The following is a 19,760-nucleotide window of genomic DNA, read 5'->3' as shown; positions in this document are numbered from 1 at the left end:
TATCTATTGCTTTTTTAAAATTTCTTCAGCACGTTCAATGCTAGCGTTGATATTCTCTTTTACCTTTTTAACTTTCTCTTCTTCTTCTTTTAGCCATTTCTTTTTTTCTACAGAAAGTTCTTTTCCACTCATTATTTCTTCAGAATCAAAACGATTACCAAAACCTTGCATCCAATCCATCATAGATTTATTTGCTTCTTGAAGGTCTTTCATTACTTTTGCTTCTATAGATTCTGGACCAAGGGAATCTGCCATAGGTTTTAATTGCCCTACTAGTTTACCTAAAGTTCCCATTTTCGGCATTACTTCATCATGAATGTCCATAACCTGTTCCATTCGTGTAGGTTCTTCTGCTTTTTTAGATTCTTTACATGAGTTTGCACTTAGTAGACTGACGATGGTTAGTAGTGTGAATAATTTTTTCATTTTAATTTTTTTCTTTAATGGTGACTGAATTTATAGTATACACGTAATCTTTTACTTTTGTGTTTGTTATTTTAGATTTCAAATCTTCAATAGAAACTAGATTTGGGTGGAATACAATAACTCCTTTTTTATCTTTAAAACTAACTTTTGCTGAGATAACGCCTTCCGTTTCATTTAGATTTGAAGCTATCTTGTCTGCACAACCTTCTTGGCAGGCCATACCATCAATTTCTAAAATAACTACTGTAGATAAAGCAGGTTCAATTATGGCAACAGTATTAGAAGTGTCTTGAGCCACCAAAATATTGGTATTTAAACAAAGCATTATAATGATTATGAGTAAATAGTTGATTTTCATTTTAACAATTTATGCTTAATAAAAAGTAATACAACAGTAGATGCTTTTGTAAAGATACCAAATATCGAAAATGCACGTAGTAAACAATTACTAAAATATATACTTAGACCAATCATTATCTTAAAAAAAAAGCCACTTTTGTTGAAAATTTAAGGGGTTGAGGAATATTGAACAAAAGTGGGGTTACCTTATTATTCTTGCATTGATATGGGGTTCGTCCTTTATCCTGATTAAAAAATCATTGTTGGGCTTTACTCCTTTGCAAGTGGGTGGCTTGCGTATTTTATTTGCTTCGCTTTCACTTTTTTTATTGGGCTTTAAGTCATTGAAGACCCTTGCGAAAGCCGATTGGAAATGGGTAGTTATCGCTGGTCTATGTAGTTCCTTTTTTCCGCCGTTTTTCTTTGCTTTGGCCCAAACTGAAATCAGTAGTGGTATAACATCTATTTTAAATTCTGTTTCACCATTGTTCACCACTTTGGTCGGAATTGTTCTTTTTGGACTAGCATTAAAAGGGAGGCAGATCCTGGGTGTGTTTATTGGTCTTTTAGGAACTGTAGTGCTTATCGCAGCAGGAATGGAGAATAATGTCAATCAAGACTATTGGTATTCGTTCTTTATTATTTTTTCCGCTTTGGGCTATGCCTTTAATATCAACATCATTAAAAAACACTTGTCACATTTAAGTCCGTTGGCGGTAACGACCGCAAGTTTTGGAGTAGCTTTTTTACCCGCTTTAATTTTGCTGATATATTCCGGAGTTTTCAGTCATTTTGTTGATAATGTTGCTATGCAGCAAGCAGTTTGGTATCTGTTGGCATTGGCATTATTGGGTACAGCACTGGCAAACATATTATTTAATAAGCTTATCAAGCTTTCTAGTCCGGTTTTTGCGGCGTCCGTAACATATTTAATACCACTTGTAGCAGTATTATGGGGCTTTTTAGATGGTGAACGAATTTCGATAGTTCAGTTGTTAGGCGGACTGATTATATTGTTAGGTGTGTGGCTTGTAAATCGAAAAAAGACAATAATTAGTACGGTTAAATCAAATTAACTGTAACAAATTATATATAGTCTTGTCTTTAAACAGAAGTAATTAGACCTAAAATTAGAACTCATGAAAAAATTATTTTTTATCGCTTTAACCTATGTATTTATTATAGGCGGAATTCAAGCTCAAGAAAAAACATATGCCGTTAAATCATTTGATAAGTTAATTGTAAGTCCACATATTGAAGTAAACCTTCTTGAAGGTGACGAAGAAAGCGTTGTAATCGATAATTCAAAAGTTTCTTTAGATAAAATAAACGTAGAAGTAGAGGGTAGAACTTTACGATTGTACTTGGATGGTGCTAAAATGGTAACAAAATCTGAGCGTATATCCAGTAATCAATGGCAAGGCAGTAAGCCATTATATAATGGCACCATGGCATCGGTTACCGTAACCTATAGAAAGCTCGAGAATTTATCTATTAGAGGTGAAGAAATAGTAAGATGTAAAAATCTTTTTAATGCCGATGATTTTAAAATGTCCTTGTATGGCGAAGCCAAAGTTTATTTTGACTCGGTATCTATAGATGAAATGACGGTTGCAATTTATGGTAGCAGTTATTTGGAAATAGGTGAAGGAAAGGTATCGAGACAAGTGTTTAGAGCTTATGGAGAAAGCGAAGTAAATACCGAAGGTATGGTTGCTGACGAAACTAAAATTACTGCCTACGGTGAAAGCAATTTTAGGGTTAATGTTGTCGACCGATTAAAAGTTACATGCTACGGTGAAACCAATGTGAACTATTCAGGCAACCCGGAGGTAGATAAAGGATTAATTTTTGGCGAAGCCAGAATAAGAAAGATATGATAGTAATTTAGCTTTTCAAGAAAAAAATAAAAAACCCGCTATTTAGCGGGTTTTTCTATACTTGATATTTCAAATGTTATTCAAAATCAACATCGGAAACACCATCATTAATTTTAATTTCAGAAACTATGAACTCAAAATTTTGGGGACCCACTGTTTGAATTAATTTAAATGGGAATAATATTCCATCTACTTCTTGGTAATTTTCAAAGTTAGAAGTACTTGTAATTTGCTGCCCTTGTATTTCTGTTATGTTAATTTCCTGTAGTTTTAGTCCAGTTTCAACATCATAAAAAGCGGATTTTATGTCGTTTACTTTTAATTTATATGCATTTTTGTCTCCAACGATTTCCATACCCTCTAAAGATATTCCGTCTAGTTTCGTATAATTTAGTTCAGGAAAAAGAGCAGACTCCTCTTTAATTTTCATGACTTCTTCTTCTGAGAAATCTTTATGCTGGCCTTGTGCTATCATATAGCCACCATCACCATTAAGTACTTGCTTGCTCATAGAATTGCCCATCATTTTCACATCTTGCATAAATTGATTATTGGTGGTTTTTTTCATTTCTAGCTCAAGTTTCATTCCTTGCATTTCGGCAGTAGCTTTCATGGCGTAAGATTTAGCGGCTTCTAATTTGGCCTTGCCTCCAATCGATTTGATGTATTTTTCAATGACTTCTTTAGCGGTAGTGCCTTCGGGTACCGATACATTGTAATTGGGAGTTTCGATTCTGTCAGCAGTTTTTGAATAAGATAAAACAGGCAATTTTTTTCCATGGAAATCGATATTTTCAAGATTCGATAGGATTTCGCTTCCTTTTCCGACAACAATAACACGAGCATTATTAACATTGAAATACTTTTTGGCAGCTAGTTCTACATCCGCTTTACTAACGTTCTCTAGTTTTTCTAAAAATGATTTATAAAAGTCCTTTGGTAAACCTTCCTTTTCTACATTCAAAGCATACCTCGCAATAGTCTGTGGGTCTTCCAAGGCCATTATAAAACTGCCTGCATATAATGCTTTAGTAGTTTTTAGCTCTTTTTCAGTGACCGGTTGAGTATTAATAAGCTCAAGTTCTTTTAATATTTCTACTACCGAACTATCGGTAACCATATTTCTTACTTCTGCGGAAGCCGTGAATCTAGATGGGGCATATTTATTATTCCCTAAAGAAGTATAAGCTCCGTAAGTATACCCTTTGTCTTCTCTAAGATTTTGGTTTAGCCGACTATCAGATCCGCCTCCTAGAATTTGATTTGCTAATAACGCCGCAATAAAATCATCGTCTTTCATTTTCAGGTTAACGAGGTTCTGTACGGTAATTTCAGATTGTACAGCATTGGGCATGTCAACTAAATTTATCTGTGTGTTCGGTACGTTTTTCGGTTCTGAATAGCTGAAACTTGGTGGCACGGCCTTCGTCCATGAAGTGAAATAGGTGTCAGTCAACGTCTTGACTTCATTTAAGGTTACGTCACCTATTACAATTAGATAGGCATTTGCAGGAACAAAATAATCCCTGTAAAATTCCTCTACATCAGCAAGGGTAACATTATTTACAGTTTTCTCAGTAGCGAATTCTCCGTACGGGTGATTTTTACCATAGGCAAGAGCGCGCTGTACCCTACCTGATATGGCAGAAACAACTTTCTCTTCAGATTTAAGTCCGGTAAGAAGTATATCTTTTTCCTTATCAAATTCCTCCTGGGTAAAGTTTGGATAAATTGCAGCATCGGCCATAAGTTCGATTATCCTCGGAAAATATTTAGAAAGAGATTGAGCATAAGCTCCTTGCGAACTAAAGCTAAGCCGAGCACCTAAAAAATCAATTTCTTCGTTGAATTCATCTTTAGCGATGTTTTTTGAACCTTTACCTAACAAGCTTCCTGTTAAACTGGCAACGCCTGCTTTATCACCCTCTAAAATAGGGGGATTATCTATAGACAATTGAATAGATACCTTGGGTAATTTATGGTTTTCAACCACTAAAACTTTTAAGCCATTATTTAAATTAAAAGTTTCGGGTTCGCCTAGATTAATTTCTGGTGCCGGGCCTGGTGTTGGCATAATTGTACGGTCTACTTGAGCTTGTACGGTGAAGAAGCAGAATAGAGAAAATAATAATATATATGTAGTTTTCATAATTTTTTTAGTTTGCAGTATTTTGTTCAGGTAAGTATTCTAACACCAATCTTTGATTAGGATTTAAATACTTTTTAGCAACGTCTTTTATTTCCTCCCTGGTAATAGATCTGTAAATTTCTATTTCCTTATTTATTAAAGAAGTATCACCATAAAGCATATAGTATTCAGCCAAAGAATTTGCAATACCTTCAACACTGGAATTACTGTTTACAAATTGATTTTCAAATTTATTCTGTAGTTTTTGATAATCATTTTCAGATATAAGATCTGTTCTTAATTTCTCGATTTCTTCCTCCATTTCTGTATTAAGTGCTTCTAAGCTTGTTTCTCCTACAGGCAATGCAAAAACAATGTACATGCCATAATCTTCTTGTGTTGCTGGGAAAGCCCCTACTTGTAGGGCTTGCTTTTGTTCGTCGACAATTTTCTTATAAAGTTTAGATGAGGGTCCGTCACTTAAATAAGTAGATATCATATCTAGTACTTGGCTATCTCTATTTTTAAGCCCTGGTGTTCTATAAGCGATCATTGTAGCCGGTATTTGAATATTTGGATCGTAAGCTTTTGCATTTATTTGTTCTAGAATAGGTTGCTCTTTAGGGAAGTTTCTAGAAATTTCTTGACCTTTAGGTATGGTGTTGAAATAATCTGAAATCAGTTTTTTAGCATTCTCTTTTTTAAAATCGCCTGCAACCACTAATACGGCATTGTTAGGGACATAGAATTTTTTCTGAAAAGCTATGAATTCCTCCAGAGTAGCAGCATCCAAATGGTCCATTTTACCAATAACAGTTTCTTTATAAGGATGATTTTTAAAGAGATTCTTTTTAATGTTTTCAATAAACTTGCCATAAGGTGAATTGTCTACACGTAGCCTTTTTTCCTCCTTTACAACTTCATTTTGTGTATCGACCCCCTTTTGATTAATGACAGGATGTAACATTCTTTCTGATTCTAACCAAAGGCCTAATTGTAAATTGTTTGATGGGAAAACCTCATAATAATATGTTCTGTCTTCATCTGTAGTAGCATTACCAGAACCACCGTTTGATGATACGATTTGATCCCACATTCCTTTTTCTATGTTTTCAGTGCCTTCAAAAAGTAAATGTTCGAAAAAATGAGCGAAACCGGTACGCTCCGGGTCTTCATCTTTAGAACCTACATGGTAAAGCGCAGAAATTGAGATAATAGGTGCTGTATTATCTTGATGTAAAATCACATGAAGGCCGTTATTTAAGTCATACTCTTCAAAATCAACCTCTTGTGCGAAGGCTAAAATTCCATTAAATAGTATGGCCGTGACCAGTATAAGTTTGTTTCTCATTTAATTAGTGTTTAATTAAGCTTTGTTTTAATGTTCCGTTCCATTAGTAGGTGTTTTTATTGTAATGTTACGTCAAAACACCATTTTGTAGGAACAATCCTCAAGATATGTATTCTTTAACAATTTTTATCAAAGTTATTGTTGTTTATTGATTATCTTAAATGGATAAACAAAAATATCCATAAAGATGAAGAACTATGCCTTACCTATTCGATTTGGAGTTGCCGCTAGCGGGTGTTTAATTGCTTACTTTTTAATTTTATCACTGCTGGGATTACACGTGAATGTTTTCTACAGTCTTTTTAATACTATCATTACTGGATTTGCAATTTTTGAAGCAATCAAGTATTTTAAATTGAAAAAAGGTGGCGCTTTTACTTATGCAACTGGTTTTGTGGCCGGTCTTATTACAGGAGGGGTTGCGACATTAATATTTACTATATTTTTCGCGATTTATTCTACAGAGCTTCAGCCAGGCTTTTTAGAAGAACTTTCAACACGTTGGGCAAATACGTATCGTAGTTTTGAGGCCATTGTATTTTTAGTTGTGGCAACTATGGGTTTTACAACAAGTTTAGTGTTGACACTATCATTTATGCAACTTTTTAAGAGTTCGAATACTACAAAAAATAAGCGGAATTAAAATTAAAAAAACGTTTGTAAATTCATGATTAAGAAGTATATTTGCACCCGCCTATGGAAAAAATCCATCAGGTTTAATTTTTACATTTAACAATATGTACGCAATTGTAGAGATGGCAGGGCAGCAATTTAAAGTTGCAAAAGACCAGAAAGTGTACGTTCATCGTTTACAGGTAGAAGAGGGTAAGAAAGTCACTTTTGACAATGTATTGCTTTTGGCTGATGGATCGAACGTTACTATTGGCGCCCCGGCTATAGACGGAGCCGCGGTAGAGGCTAAAGTCGTTAAACACCTTAGAGGTGACAAAGTAATCGTTTTTCATAAGAAAAGACGTAAGGGTTACAGAAAGAAAAATGGACATCGTCAATCTTTAACAGAGATAGTAATTGAGTCTATCATTTCAAAAGGAGCAAAAAAAGCAGAAACTAAGAAAGCTGAACCAAAAGCTAAAAAAGAAGAAGCTAAAGCCGCTCCAGTTGCAGCTAAGCCAAAAGCTAAAAAAGCTGCCGGTAAAGGCGATGACTTGAAGAAAGTAGAAGGTATCGGACCAAAAATTGCCGAAACTTTAAACGCTGCAGGTATTTTTACTTTTGCAGAGTTGGCAAAAACCGATTCAGCTAAAATTTCTGAAATTATTGCTGATGTACGTGGAAACCATGTAACAGATACTTGGCCAAAGCAAGCACAATTAGCTGCTGATGGTAAATGGGACGAGTTACAGAAATGGCAAGATGAATTAGATGGTGGTGTAGCTAAATAAGGCTTATATCATTAAAGTATAATATTTAAAACCTTAGACAATGGCACATAAGAAAGGTGTAGGTAGTTCGAAAAACGGTAGAGAATCAGAATCAAAACGATTAGGTGTTAAGATTTTTGGTGGTCAGGCTGCAATCGCTGGTAACATTTTAGTTAGACAGAGAGGAACAAGGCACAATCCTGGTGAAAATGTTTACGCAGGAAAAGATCATACATTACACGCACGTGTAGATGGTTTAGTAAAGTTTACGAAAAAAGCAGGTGGAAAATCTTTTGTTTCCATTGATCCTTTCGAAGCTTAAACTAAATAACACATTATAAAAAACCTCTTCAGAAATGAAGGGGTTTTTGTGTTTTATAATTTTTGAAGTATTATGTAATACTACTATTACAAAAGTTTCTCTCCAATTTCAAACCAAGAGTTTACACGTTCAAAACCTTTTGTATTTACATTGTGTGGTGATGTAAATTGAAGGCCACGGCCATCAAAATTTTCCAAGTTATAATTTCTATCATCAATTAATATATCACCCTTTAAAACATGTTTATGTCCGCAAAGAATTCGGTTTTGCCATGGTATAAAGGGAAAATGTTCATCTAGCCATTCACTTTTCTCTTCTAGAGAATTTGGGAACTGCATGGCTGCAGATGCTATATAAACGTCATGTTTGCTTGCTAATTGTGATAAGATTTCTTGACTACCAGGTATAAGTTTAAGGTTTCTAAAAAAACCTTTTCTAGTGGCATGTTTTCTAACACTATCTTGATGTGCTTCAGGTACCATTCGCCATACTTCTGATCCAGAGCATAATTCAGTAGTTAATTCACCATTGAATTCGGCATTGTAAAGCTCTATATGGGCACCATAGGTGTCAGCAATTACTTCATCCATATCAACAAATAGTATCATATAATTTAATTTTTAACGAAGTTCGTCAAAATGATTTTAAAGAGAAAATGAAAACAATGAAGAAATTATTCAAGATTTCTACTAAACTTAAAATTTAGGGTATAAAAATCTAATAGCCTAAAGCCTCGTATTTATTGAAAATTGGTATCAAGTCAATAATTTTATTAAATCAGCATAGGTTTCTGTAGGAATTTTATATACTTTGAAATCTAATTTTTAAACAATCTAAATCATGAAAAAATCAATCATTTGTGTTGCAATGGCTAGTGCATTATTATTCTCTAGTTGTCTGGGTTCTTTTAGTGCTTTTAATAATTTAAAAGATTGGAATCAGGGATTATCGGATAGTAAGTTTGTTAATAACCTAGTTTTTTGGGGTTTGAATATTATACCTGTATATGGTCTTTTCTTTTTAGGAGATACTATTATTTTTAATGTTATCGAATTTTGGAGTGGTTCTAATCCTATTGCGATGGAAGAGGGTGAGATAGAAACACAAATGGTAGAAAGAGATGGAAACACATTTGAGATGACGGCAACTAAAAATAGAATGCAGGTAACGGTTATTGAAGGACCTAAAAAAGGAAAGAAAATTGATTTGGTTTATAAGCCAGGTGAGAAATCTTGGAATGCTGTAAGACCTAATGGTGAGATTATAAAACTTTCATCTTTCGAAGAAGGATTTTATATCGTTTACATGCCAAATGGTAAAGAGGTTAAGATAAATCCTTTAAGTTCTAAAGAAGAAGGTTTAGCTCAAATTAAAGAGCAAACCGATTGCTATTATTTAGAGGGTATGTTGGCTGAGAACAACTAAAACCATACAACTTAAATTAAAAAAGGTCCTGATGAAAATCAGGACCTTTTTTAATTTATAACCGATATTTTTAGTATCTGTAGTATTCTGGTTTATATGGACCATCGACCGTTACACCGATATAATCAGCTTGGTATTTCTTTAATTCGGTGAGTTCAGCACCTAAACGAGACAAGTGAAGTTTTGCAACTTTTTCATCTAAATGTTTTGGCAACATATAAACATCGTTCTCGTAATTTTCGCTATTCTTCCAAAGTTCAATTTGCGCAAGAGTCTGGTTAGTAAATGAGTTACTCATTACAAAACTTGGATGACCGGTTGCGCAACCTAAATTGACCAACCTACCTTCTGCCAGAATTATTAAATCTTTACCGTTAATAGTATACTTATCAACCTGAGGTTTAATCTCATCTTTGGTATTGCCATGGTTTTTATTTAACCAAGCCATATCGATTTCATTGTCAAAATGACCAATATTACAAACAATGGCTTTATCCTTAAGGGCTTCAAAATGTTCAGCTCTAATAATATCCTTATTTCCTGTGGTGGTAATTACAATGTCAGCATTTCCTATAACGGTCTCTAATTTCTTCACTTCGAAACCATCCATGCAAGCTTGCAATGCGCAAATTGGGTCAATTTCGGTAACTGTTATAATTGAACCTGCACCTTTAAAAGAAGCAGCCGTACCTTTGCCTACATCACCATAACCGGCTACAACTACACGTTTACCAGCTAACATTGTGTCAGTTGCTCTACGAATAGCATCTACAGCGCTCTCGCGACAACCATATTTATTGTCAAATTTCGATTTCGTAACAGAATCATTCACATTAATCGCAGGCATTGGTAAAGTTCCTTTCTTAACACGTTCGTATAAACGATGAACGCCTGTTGTGGTTTCTTCAGAAAGTCCTTTAATGCCTTTTGCCATTTCTGGATATTTATCTAATACCATATTGGTTAAATCGCCACCATCATCTAAAATCATATTCAATGGCTTTCTATCCTCACCAAAAAATAAGGTTTGTTCGATGCACCAATCAAATTCTTCTTCATTCATACCTTTCCAGGCATAAACAGGAACTCCAGTAGCTGCAATTGCTGCGGCCGCCTGGTCTTGAGTAGAAAATATATTACATGAGCTCCAAGTAACATCGGCACCTAAGGCTGTTAATGTTTCAATTAAAACAGCTGTTTGTATGGTCATGTGAAGGCAACCAGCAATACGAGCACCTTTTAAAGGCTGCTCATTTTTATATTCTTCCCTTAACGCCATTAGACCTGGCATTTCAGCTTCTGCTAATTCGATTTCTTTTCTTCCCCAACCAGCAAGGGAAATATCCTTAACCTTATAAGGCACATACGGAATAGTTTTCGTGCTCATATCTTTAAATATTTTATACTTTCGTTTAATGGTGCGAAATTAAATCTATTTCGTGCAAACCTAAATTTATTTCGTGCAAACCTAAATTTATTTCGTGCAAAGGTAGGAATAACACTAAGAATCTCATGCCGCTTTACAAAACTATAACAGTAAATGAAGAAACTTCCTTAGCAATTTGGAAGGTTGAAGAGACCGAAGAGAAGTTGTGGGAAAAGATTGAATTGACACCACATTGCCAAAAACGGTTCAATGGTATGAAGTCTGAACTTCATCGTAAGGCATTCTTGAGCATAAGACATTTATTGGCTGAGTATGGATATGTGGATTCTGATTTGGTTTATGATGAGAATGGAAAACCCCATTTACGTGATGGTAATTTTATTTCTATAACCCACTCTCATAATTTTACAGGAATAATTATCAGTACCAATGAACATGTAGGTATCGATATTGAAATGCAACGCGATAAAATTCTGAGAATAGCGCATAAATTCACTCCTTTTTACGAATATAAAACCTTGGCAAATACTGATGCCATTGTTAGAAAGCTAACCATTGTATGGGGAGCTAAAGAATCGCTCTATAAAATTTATGGTCATAAAGGGTTGAGCTTCCTACATCATATAAATGTGCAAGATTTTATGTTTGATGCTAAAAAGACGACCGCGCAAATAATATTCAAAGGAAATTTATCTAACTATAAAATTCGGTTTTTGGAGTTTGAAGAATTTACCTGTGTATACGCAATAAGAAATAAATAAATGGAAATATCAGTAGAATTAACGTTTTCACCGTTACAAGACGATTTTGAGCAACACATTATAGATTTTATTAAAAAATTACGAGCATCAGGATTGTCCATTCTTGAAAATCCGCTTAGTACTCAGGTATTTGGTTCATATGATGACGTTATGCAGGTCTTGAATACTGAAATTAAAACAGCGTTTGAATTAATGGATAGAGGCTTGCTTTTTATGAAAATTGTTAAATCTGATAGAAGTGCCTATGAGCCCCATTTTTGATTATTTCTTTGGACAATATACTGAGTATGATACCTTAGATATTATTCTTGAAATCGTTGCAGTAATTTTCGGACTATTATCCGTGTGGTTTTCCAAACAAAATAATATTTGGGTGTACCCAACAGGATTGATAAGTACTTCAATTTTCGTTTACTTACTTATAAAGTGGGGTTTAATTGGCGATATGCTAATTAATGTATATTATTTTATAATGAGTATATATGGTTGGTACATATGGACAAGAAAAGTAGACGCTGAACATTTTACCCCTATTACAACAGTTACTAAAAAGGAAAATAGAATATCGATATTTATTTTTATTGGAACTATTATTTTTGTTTTTGTTGTATATCAAGTTTTTGATAAATGGAATAGCTGGACGGCTTATGTTGATACCATAACAACTGCTATATTTTTTGTGGGTATGTGGTTAATGGCTAAACGGAAAATTGAAAATTGGATATATTGGATACTTGGCGATATTATTTCGGTGCCACTTTACTTTTATAAAGGATTTACATTTACAAGTTTTCAATATTTAATTTTTACAATATTGGCCATATATGGTTATAATGCATGGAAGAAAAATATAAGCAGGAACCTTCAGATATTTTAAAAGTGGTTCTTTTTGGCCCAGAATCAACCGGTAAAACTACCTTGTCAGAACAACTAGCACGACATTATAATACTGTTTGGGTGCCAGAATATGCTAGAGACTATTTACAGGAAAAATGGAATAATGAACGAAAAACCTGTGAGCCACACGATTTATTACCTATAGCTGAGGGTCAAATGCGACTCGAGAATAAACTTACCAAAAAAGCAACAAAAATTCTTGTGTGCGATACTGATTTATTAGAAACCAAAGTATATTCAGAATCCTATTATATTGGTGATTGCGACCCTATTTTAGAAAAATATGCCCTGCAGAATTCTTATGATCTTTACTTATTAACCTACATTGATATACCTTGGGAAGAAGATGATTTAAGAGATAAGCCAAATGAAAGGGAAGAAATGTTTAATTATTTTAAGTGGACCCTAGAAAAATACGGCAAAAATTTTATTACCTTGAAGGGGAACAAAAAGCAACGTTTAGATAAAGCCATTAACCATATTGATCAGTTATTAGATAAATGATAGAACTTACAGAAAGCGACGAAAAACAATTAAAGGAAAAAGGAATTTCTAAAGAAAGTATGCAGAGTCATATCAATACTTTTAAAGAAGGTATTCCATTTGTGCAACTTAAGAATGCTGCCGTAATAGGTAATGGAATTCTCAAATTTACTAGTTCGGAAGAAAAAGAACTTATAGCTTTTTACGATTCTATATTAAAAGATTTGGATATTTTAAAGTTTGTACCTGCCTCTGGCGCTGCTTCCCGTATGTTCAAGGCTCTTTTTAATTTTTTAGATGTTTATAATCCAAAGAAAGAAGCACTTGATGCTTATTTGAAAAGAACCAATGATAAAGACATTAGAATTTTTTCAGAAGGTTTAGAACGTTTGCCATTTAATAAAAAAGTGATGGCTAGGTTACCTAAAAACTTTGATTCGCAAGGTGAAAAAGTCTTTCATTTTATTTCAGAATTATTAGGTGAGAATGCACTTAACTATGGTTTTTATCCAAAGGGCTTATTGCCATTTCACAATTATGGAGAAATAGCGGCAACACCTTTTGAAGAGCATTTAAAAGAAGGCGCATTATATGCGGGTTCGAAAGGAAAAGCAAAACTTCATTTTACTATTTCGGAGCAACACGAAGAAATGTTCAATAAAGAATTTGCAGAATCAGGGCCTAGAGTTGCCGAAGCTACAGGTATAAAATATAAGGTAGATTACTCATTTCAAAAATCATCAACCGATACATTGGCAGTTGATATGAATAACGACCCATTTAGAAATGACGATGGTTCTTTATTATTTAGACCAGGTGGGCACGGTGCATTGATTCAAAATTTGAATGACCAAGATGCTGATGTTATTTTTATAAAAAATATTGATAATGTAGCTGTCATGGAAGATGCTAAGGCGGTTGCAGATAGTAAAAAAGTATTGGCTGGTGTTCTTCTTAAGGCACAGGAAAAAGCATTTTCATATGCCGCTGAATTGGATAAAGGCGAAGTTGCTGACAATAAAATTGCAGAAATTAAGACCTTTTTAATGGAGAGTCTTAATGTGAGGTTTTCAAATGATTTTGATTCCAAATCAAAATCGGATAAGCTAAACATATTAAAAAATAAAATCAATAGACCAATTCGTATTTGCGGAATGGTTAAGAATGAAGGTGAGCCAGGAGGTGGGCCATTTTGGATTGTAAATACTAAAGGTGAAGTTTCTTTACAGATAATAGAATCTGCTCAAATAGATATGGAAAATGAGCAACAGGCAAATATTATGAAGAATTCAACCCATTTTAATCCAGTTGATTTGGTGTGTGGTGTTCGTAATTATAAAGGTGAAAAATTTGACCTATTAAAATTTGTAGATGATAAGCAAGGTTTTATCACCGGTAAAACAAAAGATGGTAAAGAATTGAAAGCCTTAGAGCTTCCAGGGTTATGGAACGGAGCTATGGCATTTTGGAATACAATCTTTGTAGAGGTGCCTTTGGTTACTTTTAATCCGGTAAAAAGTGTGGTTGATCTTTTAAAAGATTCGCATCAGGCATAAGTTTGCAACAAAATATAGTTTAAAAAGTGTGTAGTTTCTACACGCTTTTTTTATTTGCGTACAGTTTTACCCAACTTTTAAAGTGGTGAATATTGTTTCAAATTATTGAATTTCAGTGTGTTATTGTAATTTTTAATTCGTAAGATTTCTTGGTATATTTTTTCTAATACAGTTTATAAGATTTTTTAATTTAAAAATTATAAAGATGAAAAAATTAGTTTTTGCATCAGCTTTAGCGATAGGAAGTTTAACAATGGGAACTGCTGCTACCCCAATTATATTTCATGATGGTATAATGGAAGATATATTTTTACAAGATTATACAGAAGTAGCTGTTTCTGATGTACCTACACCAATTATAGAAGCATTAGAGACAGATTATTACTGGGGCGATATTAGATATAGCCTACGTTGATGATGAAAATACATATAAGTTAGAAGTTTCAATTGAAGATGGTACTTCGATAGAACTTTATACTGAAACCAATGGTAACTGGCTAGAAATATAATTTTCCCAATTTAATTTAGTTATTAATAAAAAGCTGCTTCGGCAGTTTTTTTGCAGGTAAAACTTAAAAACTTGGTCAATAGGTAATCCATTTACTGACTTACTCCGTAAATAATAAAGATGTAAACGATTAAAAATAGTTTGAATGAAAAATTACGCAATACTTGTTTTATTGGCTTTGGGGATGACGTTAAACGTATCGGCAATGAATGTTTCAAATACGGTTGTATCAGAAGTAGTAATGAATTCGATTGACGAATTTGTAAAAATAAAGTCTAATCAATTAACGCCTCCGGTTATAGAGGAGATATTAAAACAATATCCGACATCTAAACTTGGAGCTGCATATAAGAATGATAAAGGAGAATTTAAATTGGTTATGGTTCTAAAAAGTGGAACTAGAAGAACCGTGTATATTGACCAGCATGGTAATTGGATCAATAAAAAGTAAGAGTTTCTCTCTTAACGTTTTAAAAAAACTGCAAAATGCAGTTTTTTTTTATTTAAAAATGTGACCAACCAAAAAAAGTGGTGTCTTAATATATGAATCAAGTTATGAAACAATGGTCACTATAGTTTTTATTTCAATCACAACAACAATTTTAGTTTTAGCATTAGCTATGATTTCAAAAATATGTTGGGAAAAGTAAAAATTCAAAATATCACTTTCGCGTAAACACTAACCGTTAACTATGAAGGTGCCACCAAGAAGAAATTGTTTTTGAAATAGCCCCCAAATTGGCATTACTTTATTTGATTTTTAAAACAAATAGGGATGTTGATTTACGATTTTAAGACAGAAGTTTGATAGGTGGTTGGAGGGAGCTGCGGTTGCAGCTCCTTTTTTTAATTTAAGATTTTATTGGGCGCATTAACAATAGTAGGTTTTGCGGTTATTGCAAAAGACGTATTATTTTCTCTGTGTTTGGTATAAGCTGATGAAGATGATAATTGTGTAGCTATGTAATTATAAAAATACTTGTTTGTTCAAGTTGGTTTGGTCAGCAAAGGGTGGCTATATGCTACCCTTTGCTATTTTTTAGAAAAAATATAATTTATATGTTAACTGTCATAATGTGTGTTTGCGTAGATATATGATACCATTATTTAGGAAAACTGGAGGAGTATATTGGTTTGAAGAGCAAGTTTTGTAAATCCCTCAATCTTAAATAACAGAGATAGAAGTGAGTTTGTTTTTAGTTGGCTATTGTCTTCTTCAACAGTCTTTTAACAAGCAAAATTTTCCTGAACTTCATTAAAAATAGAATAAAAAGGCAATCACGCCTAAAATGACTGAATGCAAATAGCTTATGGCAATTTAAGAGTAAATTTATTCTTTTTAGAATCCTTATAATGCAGTAATGAGCTTGGTATAAGTATGAAACTTTGGAGACTAAGTTCTTTAATATTGTTATTTAAACAAGCTGTTATTTTTATGAAATTATTTATGACAGTTTAAATAACTGTATTACATTTGTGGCATCTCAAAGGGGTGCCGAATTCTAAACATATTTAGGATAAAGCTGAGATTATACCCAAAGAACCTGGGCGGGTAATGCTGCCAAGGGACAATTCAAAAATTTGAATTTAATTTTTGAAGTAAGATGAAGTATGGTTTTTTTATTCATATGAAATCTTTTGGAAATCGAGCTTAGTTGCTCAAAAATCAATTTTAACTTAGAATAATAGCCCCTTTTATTCGTAATAATTTTACGAATGAAACTATCTATTTTCACAATTGCGGCGTTTTTGACGCTGAGTATGGGTGTCTGCGCCCAAGAGCAGGAAACCGACTCTTTAGAGGGTCAAAAAGTAGTGCTAGACGAGGTTTTCGTTTCTGCCATTAGGGTAACCAAAGAATCTCCGGTTACATTTTCCAATCTTACAAAAGAGGATCTTATGCCAAGAAACTTGGGTCAGGATATTCCTGTCTTAATGAATTTTTTACCATCTGTAGTAACGACCACAGATGCAGGTGCAGGTGTAGGGTACACAGGTATTAGAGTAAGAGGTAGTGATGCTACACGTGTAAATGTTACCATAAATGGTATACCTTATAACGATGCAGAATCGCAAGGAACATTCTGGGTTAATATGCCAGATTTTGCCTCTTCAACTGAAAGTTTACAACTACAGCGAGGGGTCGGTACATCAACCAACGGGGCAGGTGCTTTTGGGGCCAGCTTAAATGTATTGACCGATGGTTTTTCTGAAGATGCCTATGGTCAAATATCAACTTCGATTGGCAGTTACAAAACCTTAAGAAATAACTTAAAATTTAGTACAGGCCTGTTGAATAATCGAATAGAGATCTCTGGTAGATTATCAAAAATTAATTCAGACGGTTATATCGATAGGGCCGAGTCGGATTTAGACTCCTATTTTTTACAAGGAGCTTATAAAGATGACAATACCTTAATAAAGGCATTATTATTTGGCGGTCATGAAATTACATATCAAGCCTGGTATGGTGTTGATTCTCAAACATTGACTGATGATAGAACATTTAATCCTTCAGGAATTTATACTGATTTGGATGGTAATACCCAGTTTTATAACAATGAGGTAGATAATTATAAGCAGGATCATGCCCAGTTATTATGGAATGAAAAGATTTCAGATTTCTGGAGCACCAATATTGCTTTGCATTATACTAGAGGTAGGGGTTTCTTTGAACAATATAAAGAAGCTGATGATTTTTCTACCTATGGTTTTGATCCCATAACTGTTAATGGGGAAGTAGTGAATACAACAGATGTAATAAGAAGACGTTGGTTAGATAATGACTTTTATGGAACTGTTTTTTCTGCAAATTACAGGAAAGACAAGTTAGATTTAATTATGGGAGGTGGTTTTAACAAGTATGAAGGCGACCATTTTGGTGAAGTAATTTGGGCGAGATATGCAAGTAACAGTAGTTATCAAGACCGTTATTATGATGACAGTTCATCTAAAACAGACTTCAATGTATATACTAAAGCAAATTATCATTTGAATGATCAGTGGTCGGTATATGGAGATTTACAATATAGAACTGTTGGTTACAAAGCGAATGGTGATGATACAGGTATTGTAGATGATACTTTGAATTTTTTCAATCCGAAAGCTGGGGTTACGTTTGACTTGAATGCGAACAATAATTTTTATTTGTCTTATGCGGTAGCGAACAGAGAACCAAATAGAAATGATTATGAAAGCGGAAATCCGAAACCAGAAAAGTTGAACGATTTTGAATTAGGATGGAGGTATGTATCAACCGATGTGCAGCTTAATACTAACATGTATTATATGAGCTATAAGGATCAATTGGTTCTTACTGGAGAACTGAATGATGTAGGCGCACCATTAAGAGAAAACATAGGTGATAGTTATAGATTAGGACTTGAAATTGATGCGAACATTCGATTTAATGACAAGTTTGGTATTCGACCTAACGTTGCTTTAAGCACCAATAAAAATGTTGACTTTTTTATTGATAGGGATAATGTGTTACAAGATTTGGGGAATACAACCATTGGATTTTCACCATCTTTAGTTGCGGGTAATATCCTTAGCTATACACCATGTGAAGCTTTGAGTTTATCACTTTTCTCAAAATATGTTGGTGAGCAGTATCTTAGTAATACAGATACCGAAGCATCTAAGTTAGACTCTTATTTTACTACAGATTTCAATGTCACTTATGAAATTAAAATTGACAGAATTTTGAAGTCCATCGTAATTTCTGGTTTAGTGAATAATATTTTAAACGAGAAATATGTTTCTAACGGATATACATATTTAGATTCTTGGTCAACACCCGGAAATACCTTCGAAGTGCAGGGATATTACCCACAAGCCGGTACAAACGTTTTAATGGGAGCAACTCTTAATTTTTAATATAAATTATAGCATAACTATTTTGTCTTACATATTTGTTTATTAGTTATGATGTAACGAAGAATATTCTAAACTTGGTTACTTAAATTTTAGGGTTATGAGGCATAATATTCTTGTATTTAGCTGCCGATAAACCTATTTTCTGCGCATTAGGTGGTTGAATAATAACCAGAGTTTGGTCTTTAGAGTTGGCCATTCTAGTATAATTTCAGAGTGCTTTGGGGTTGTTTTGTTTAAAACAACCCCAAATAGCCTTATTGGCAAGTTAAAAGAGAAAACTGACATTCCCGTTACTACTATGGTGATATCTGAAAAAGATGATATTTAAGTTGAGCTGCAAGCTGAAGTAGTTATTTTTAATGTATATGTAGCAGGAAGAAAAGTAGATATTAGAAAGAGAATAAGAGATTTAGATTCAAATTTAGCTATCATTGCTATAAGCGGTAAAGCCGATGAAACTATAATGATGGCCATCAAAGCTGGGTGCCAATGCAATTTCTTTTACGCCACTTAGTTCATATGAACTTTTCAAAGAAATAATGGATAGATATCGATTAGAAGAATAAATGTCAATTAGATATAACAACAATATTTCCGCCAAAACTAGTTCTATATTCTAGCATGTCATAATAGCGTTTGCCATCATCAGGTCTGTTTAAGAGCTGACCGGTAAAAAGGCTATATTCATAATCTTCACAAGAACATGTAGCTAGTTGTCCATTTAAAGTCATGGTAGAACACTCATTCGGTGCGTGATTAGGGCAACTTGCCTCAAATGCTCTAAATTGATCAAAACCAGCATTTATTACAAATACCCCTTTTGTGCCAGCAGTTGCGTTTTGTATAAGTACAGCACTACCTGTATTGGTAAGAGGACTATAAGATGGTAAATTTAAATTAGCCTCAAAACGAAAACTAATCTCCTGTAAATATGGATTTCTATTGGTGCCATCATTGCTACAAGCGGTGATTATCAGGAAGATTAGGGTACTTAGATAACGAATCATGCTATATTTTTGTTTTGAGAAACTTGAAC

The 19,760-nt window shown here is 33.7% G+C and carries 21 protein-coding genes; 14 read left to right on the top strand and 7 right to left on the bottom strand.

What is annotated here, in order from left to right; genetic code table 11:
* Positions 1 to 3: 3 nt before the first annotated feature.
* Together AACZ41_RS00765 and AACZ41_RS00760 are read right to left on the bottom strand one after the other, a co-directional pair.
* Positions 4 to 426 (bottom strand): hypothetical protein, encoded by a 423-nt coding sequence (locus AACZ41_RS00765; protein WP_339625485.1) that lies wholly within the window; start codon positions 424 to 426, stop codon positions 4 to 6.
* Position 427: 1 nt separating this feature from the next.
* Positions 428 to 784, bottom strand: a complete 357-nt coding sequence (locus AACZ41_RS00760) for a heavy metal-associated domain-containing protein (protein ID WP_339625483.1) — start codon at positions 782 to 784, stop codon at positions 428 to 430.
* Positions 785 to 941: 157 nt separating this feature from the next.
* On the opposite strand from AACZ41_RS00760, the gene AACZ41_RS00755 reads away from it, so the two are divergent.
* Positions 942 to 1,841, top strand: coding sequence for an EamA family transporter (locus tag AACZ41_RS00755; protein ID WP_339625481.1), 900 nt, complete (start codon positions 942 to 944; stop codon positions 1,839 to 1,841).
* A 63-nt stretch (positions 1,842 to 1,904) separates the two neighbouring features.
* Positions 1,905 to 2,645, top strand: a complete 741-nt coding sequence (locus AACZ41_RS00750; RefSeq protein WP_339625479.1) for a head GIN domain-containing protein — start codon at positions 1,905 to 1,907, stop codon at positions 2,643 to 2,645.
* A 76-nt stretch (positions 2,646 to 2,721) separates the two neighbouring features.
* Here the strand turns inward: AACZ41_RS00750 and AACZ41_RS00745 are convergent, their stop codons facing one another.
* Positions 2,722 to 4,794 (bottom strand): pitrilysin family protein, encoded by a 2,073-nt coding sequence (locus AACZ41_RS00745; RefSeq protein ID WP_339625477.1) that lies wholly within the window; start codon positions 4,792 to 4,794, stop codon positions 2,722 to 2,724.
* A 7-nt stretch (positions 4,795 to 4,801) separates the two neighbouring features.
* Positions 4,802 to 6,124: a pitrilysin family protein gene (locus AACZ41_RS00740; RefSeq protein ID WP_339625475.1), complete on the bottom strand. Its 1,323-nt coding sequence runs from the start codon at positions 6,122 to 6,124 to the stop codon at positions 4,802 to 4,804.
* Positions 6,125 to 6,311: 187 nt separating this feature from the next.
* Here AACZ41_RS00740 and AACZ41_RS00735 point away from each other — a divergent pair, with 187 nt between their 5' ends.
* From AACZ41_RS00735 to rpmA, 3 genes are all read left to right on the top strand, one after another.
* Positions 6,312 to 6,767: a DUF4199 domain-containing protein gene (locus AACZ41_RS00735; protein ID WP_339625473.1), complete on the top strand. Its 456-nt coding sequence runs from the start codon at positions 6,312 to 6,314 to the stop codon at positions 6,765 to 6,767.
* A 94-nt stretch (positions 6,768 to 6,861) separates the two neighbouring features.
* Positions 6,862 to 7,527: a 50S ribosomal protein L21 gene (rplU, locus tag AACZ41_RS00730; RefSeq protein ID WP_339625471.1), complete on the top strand. Its 666-nt coding sequence runs from the start codon at positions 6,862 to 6,864 to the stop codon at positions 7,525 to 7,527.
* A 40-nt stretch (positions 7,528 to 7,567) separates the two neighbouring features.
* The gene (gene rpmA, locus AACZ41_RS00725) at positions 7,568 to 7,828 is read left to right on the top strand and encodes a 50S ribosomal protein L27 (RefSeq protein WP_079511244.1); all 261 of its coding nucleotides are present in this window, start codon (positions 7,568 to 7,570) and stop codon (positions 7,826 to 7,828) included.
* A gap of 86 nt (positions 7,829 to 7,914) precedes the next feature.
* Here rpmA and AACZ41_RS00720 read toward each other — a convergent pair whose 3' ends face one another.
* Positions 7,915 to 8,436 (bottom strand): 5'(3')-deoxyribonucleotidase, encoded by a 522-nt coding sequence (locus AACZ41_RS00720; protein WP_339625468.1) that lies wholly within the window; start codon positions 8,434 to 8,436, stop codon positions 7,915 to 7,917.
* Between the two features lie 232 nt (positions 8,437 to 8,668).
* Here AACZ41_RS00720 and AACZ41_RS00715 point away from each other — a divergent pair, with 232 nt between their 5' ends.
* Positions 8,669 to 9,253, top strand: coding sequence for a DUF3332 domain-containing protein (locus AACZ41_RS00715; RefSeq protein WP_339625466.1), 585 nt, complete (start codon positions 8,669 to 8,671; stop codon positions 9,251 to 9,253).
* A 70-nt stretch (positions 9,254 to 9,323) separates the two neighbouring features.
* Here the strand turns inward: AACZ41_RS00715 and ahcY are convergent, their stop codons facing one another.
* Positions 9,324 to 10,640 (bottom strand): adenosylhomocysteinase, encoded by a 1,317-nt coding sequence (gene ahcY / locus AACZ41_RS00710; protein ID WP_339625464.1) that lies wholly within the window; start codon positions 10,638 to 10,640, stop codon positions 9,324 to 9,326.
* A 125-nt stretch (positions 10,641 to 10,765) separates the two neighbouring features.
* Between ahcY and AACZ41_RS00705 the strand changes: the two genes are divergently transcribed.
* The 8 genes from AACZ41_RS00705 (at position 10,766) to AACZ41_RS00670 (ending at position 18,724) form a co-directional block, all read left to right on the top strand.
* A complete protein-coding gene (locus AACZ41_RS00705) occupies positions 10,766 to 11,401 on the top strand; it encodes a 4'-phosphopantetheinyl transferase superfamily protein (protein WP_339625462.1) in 636 nt (211 codons plus the stop codon).
* Positions 11,402 to 11,662, top strand: coding sequence for a thiamine-binding protein (locus AACZ41_RS00700; protein ID WP_339625460.1), 261 nt, complete (start codon positions 11,402 to 11,404; stop codon positions 11,660 to 11,662).
* Positions 11,646 to 12,278 carry a nicotinamide riboside transporter PnuC gene (gene pnuC / locus AACZ41_RS00695; RefSeq protein WP_339625458.1) on the top strand — a complete coding sequence of 211 codons (633 nt, stop codon included), beginning with the start codon at positions 11,646 to 11,648 and terminating at the stop codon, positions 12,276 to 12,278. The genes AACZ41_RS00700 and pnuC overlap by 17 nt, the downstream gene beginning before the upstream one ends.
* Positions 12,239 to 12,802, top strand: a complete 564-nt coding sequence (locus AACZ41_RS00690) for an ATP-binding protein (protein WP_339625456.1) — start codon at positions 12,239 to 12,241, stop codon at positions 12,800 to 12,802. Before pnuC ends, AACZ41_RS00690 begins: the two co-directional genes overlap by 40 nt.
* Positions 12,799 to 14,337 carry a DUF4301 family protein gene (locus AACZ41_RS00685; RefSeq protein WP_339625453.1) on the top strand — a complete coding sequence of 513 codons (1,539 nt, stop codon included), beginning with the start codon at positions 12,799 to 12,801 and terminating at the stop codon, positions 14,335 to 14,337. The genes AACZ41_RS00690 and AACZ41_RS00685 overlap by 4 nt, the downstream gene beginning before the upstream one ends.
* Positions 14,338 to 14,542: 205 nt before the next feature.
* Entirely contained in the window at positions 14,543 to 14,752 is a 210-nt protein-coding gene (locus AACZ41_RS00680; RefSeq protein ID WP_339625451.1) for a hypothetical protein, read from the top strand.
* A gap of 238 nt (positions 14,753 to 14,990) precedes the next feature.
* Entirely contained in the window at positions 14,991 to 15,296 is a 306-nt protein-coding gene (locus AACZ41_RS00675) for a hypothetical protein (RefSeq protein ID WP_339625449.1), read from the top strand.
* A gap of 1,265 nt (positions 15,297 to 16,561) precedes the next feature.
* Complete coding sequence (locus AACZ41_RS00670; RefSeq protein WP_339625447.1) at positions 16,562 to 18,724, top strand: TonB-dependent receptor; 2,163 nt, start codon at positions 16,562 to 16,564, stop codon at positions 18,722 to 18,724.
* Positions 18,725 to 19,293: 569 nt separating this feature from the next.
* On the opposite strand, the gene AACZ41_RS00665 is transcribed toward AACZ41_RS00670, so the two are convergent.
* Positions 19,294 to 19,731 (bottom strand): hypothetical protein, encoded by a 438-nt coding sequence (locus AACZ41_RS00665; RefSeq protein WP_339625445.1) that lies wholly within the window; start codon positions 19,729 to 19,731, stop codon positions 19,294 to 19,296.
* Positions 19,732 to 19,760 lie beyond the last annotated feature (29 nt).

The sequence above is a fragment of the uncultured Maribacter sp. genome, from assembly GCF_963974015.1.
Lineage (GTDB): Bacteria > Bacteroidota > Bacteroidia > Flavobacteriales > Flavobacteriaceae > Maribacter.
The sequence above is the reverse complement of the archived record's forward strand: the minus strand, read 5'-3'. Positions and strand labels throughout refer to the sequence as shown.

What these genes read in the sequence shown, in the direction of transcription:
- AACZ41_RS00765 (WP_339625485.1), bottom strand. Translation starts at nt 426, where the DNA reads ATGAAAAAATTATTCACACTACTAACCATCGTCAGTCTACTAAGTGCA.
- AACZ41_RS00760 (WP_339625483.1), bottom strand. Translation starts at nt 784, where the DNA reads ATGAAAATCAACTATTTACTCATAATCATTATAATGCTTTGTTTAAAT.
- AACZ41_RS00750 (WP_339625479.1), top strand. Translation starts at nt 1,905, where the DNA reads ATGAAAAAATTATTTTTTATCGCTTTAACCTATGTATTTATTATAGGC.
- AACZ41_RS00745 (WP_339625477.1), bottom strand. Translation starts at nt 4,794, where the DNA reads ATGAAAACTACATATATATTATTATTTTCTCTATTCTGCTTCTTCACC.
- AACZ41_RS00740 (WP_339625475.1), bottom strand. Translation starts at nt 6,124, where the DNA reads ATGAGAAACAAACTTATACTGGTCACGGCCATACTATTTAATGGAATT.
- AACZ41_RS00735 (WP_339625473.1), top strand. Translation starts at nt 6,312, where the DNA reads ATGAAGAACTATGCCTTACCTATTCGATTTGGAGTTGCCGCTAGCGGG.
- rplU (WP_339625471.1), top strand. Translation starts at nt 6,862, where the DNA reads ATGTACGCAATTGTAGAGATGGCAGGGCAGCAATTTAAAGTTGCAAAA.
- rpmA (WP_079511244.1), top strand. Translation starts at nt 7,568, where the DNA reads ATGGCACATAAGAAAGGTGTAGGTAGTTCGAAAAACGGTAGAGAATCA.
- AACZ41_RS00720 (WP_339625468.1), bottom strand. Translation starts at nt 8,436, where the DNA reads ATGATACTATTTGTTGATATGGATGAAGTAATTGCTGACACCTATGGT.
- AACZ41_RS00715 (WP_339625466.1), top strand. Translation starts at nt 8,669, where the DNA reads ATGAAAAAATCAATCATTTGTGTTGCAATGGCTAGTGCATTATTATTC.
- ahcY (WP_339625464.1), bottom strand. Translation starts at nt 10,640, where the DNA reads ATGAGCACGAAAACTATTCCGTATGTGCCTTATAAGGTTAAGGATATT.
- AACZ41_RS00705 (WP_339625462.1), top strand. Translation starts at nt 10,766, where the DNA reads ATGCCGCTTTACAAAACTATAACAGTAAATGAAGAAACTTCCTTAGCA.
- AACZ41_RS00700 (WP_339625460.1), top strand. Translation starts at nt 11,402, where the DNA reads ATGGAAATATCAGTAGAATTAACGTTTTCACCGTTACAAGACGATTTT.
- pnuC (WP_339625458.1), top strand. Translation starts at nt 11,646, where the DNA reads ATGAGCCCCATTTTTGATTATTTCTTTGGACAATATACTGAGTATGAT.
- AACZ41_RS00690 (WP_339625456.1), top strand. Translation starts at nt 12,239, where the DNA reads ATGGAAGAAAAATATAAGCAGGAACCTTCAGATATTTTAAAAGTGGTT.
- AACZ41_RS00685 (WP_339625453.1), top strand. Translation starts at nt 12,799, where the DNA reads ATGATAGAACTTACAGAAAGCGACGAAAAACAATTAAAGGAAAAAGGA.
- AACZ41_RS00680 (WP_339625451.1), top strand. Translation starts at nt 14,543, where the DNA reads ATGAAAAAATTAGTTTTTGCATCAGCTTTAGCGATAGGAAGTTTAACA.
- AACZ41_RS00675 (WP_339625449.1), top strand. Translation starts at nt 14,991, where the DNA reads ATGAAAAATTACGCAATACTTGTTTTATTGGCTTTGGGGATGACGTTA.
- AACZ41_RS00670 (WP_339625447.1), top strand. Translation starts at nt 16,562, where the DNA reads ATGAAACTATCTATTTTCACAATTGCGGCGTTTTTGACGCTGAGTATG.
- AACZ41_RS00665 (WP_339625445.1), bottom strand. Translation starts at nt 19,731, where the DNA reads ATGATTCGTTATCTAAGTACCCTAATCTTCCTGATAATCACCGCTTGT.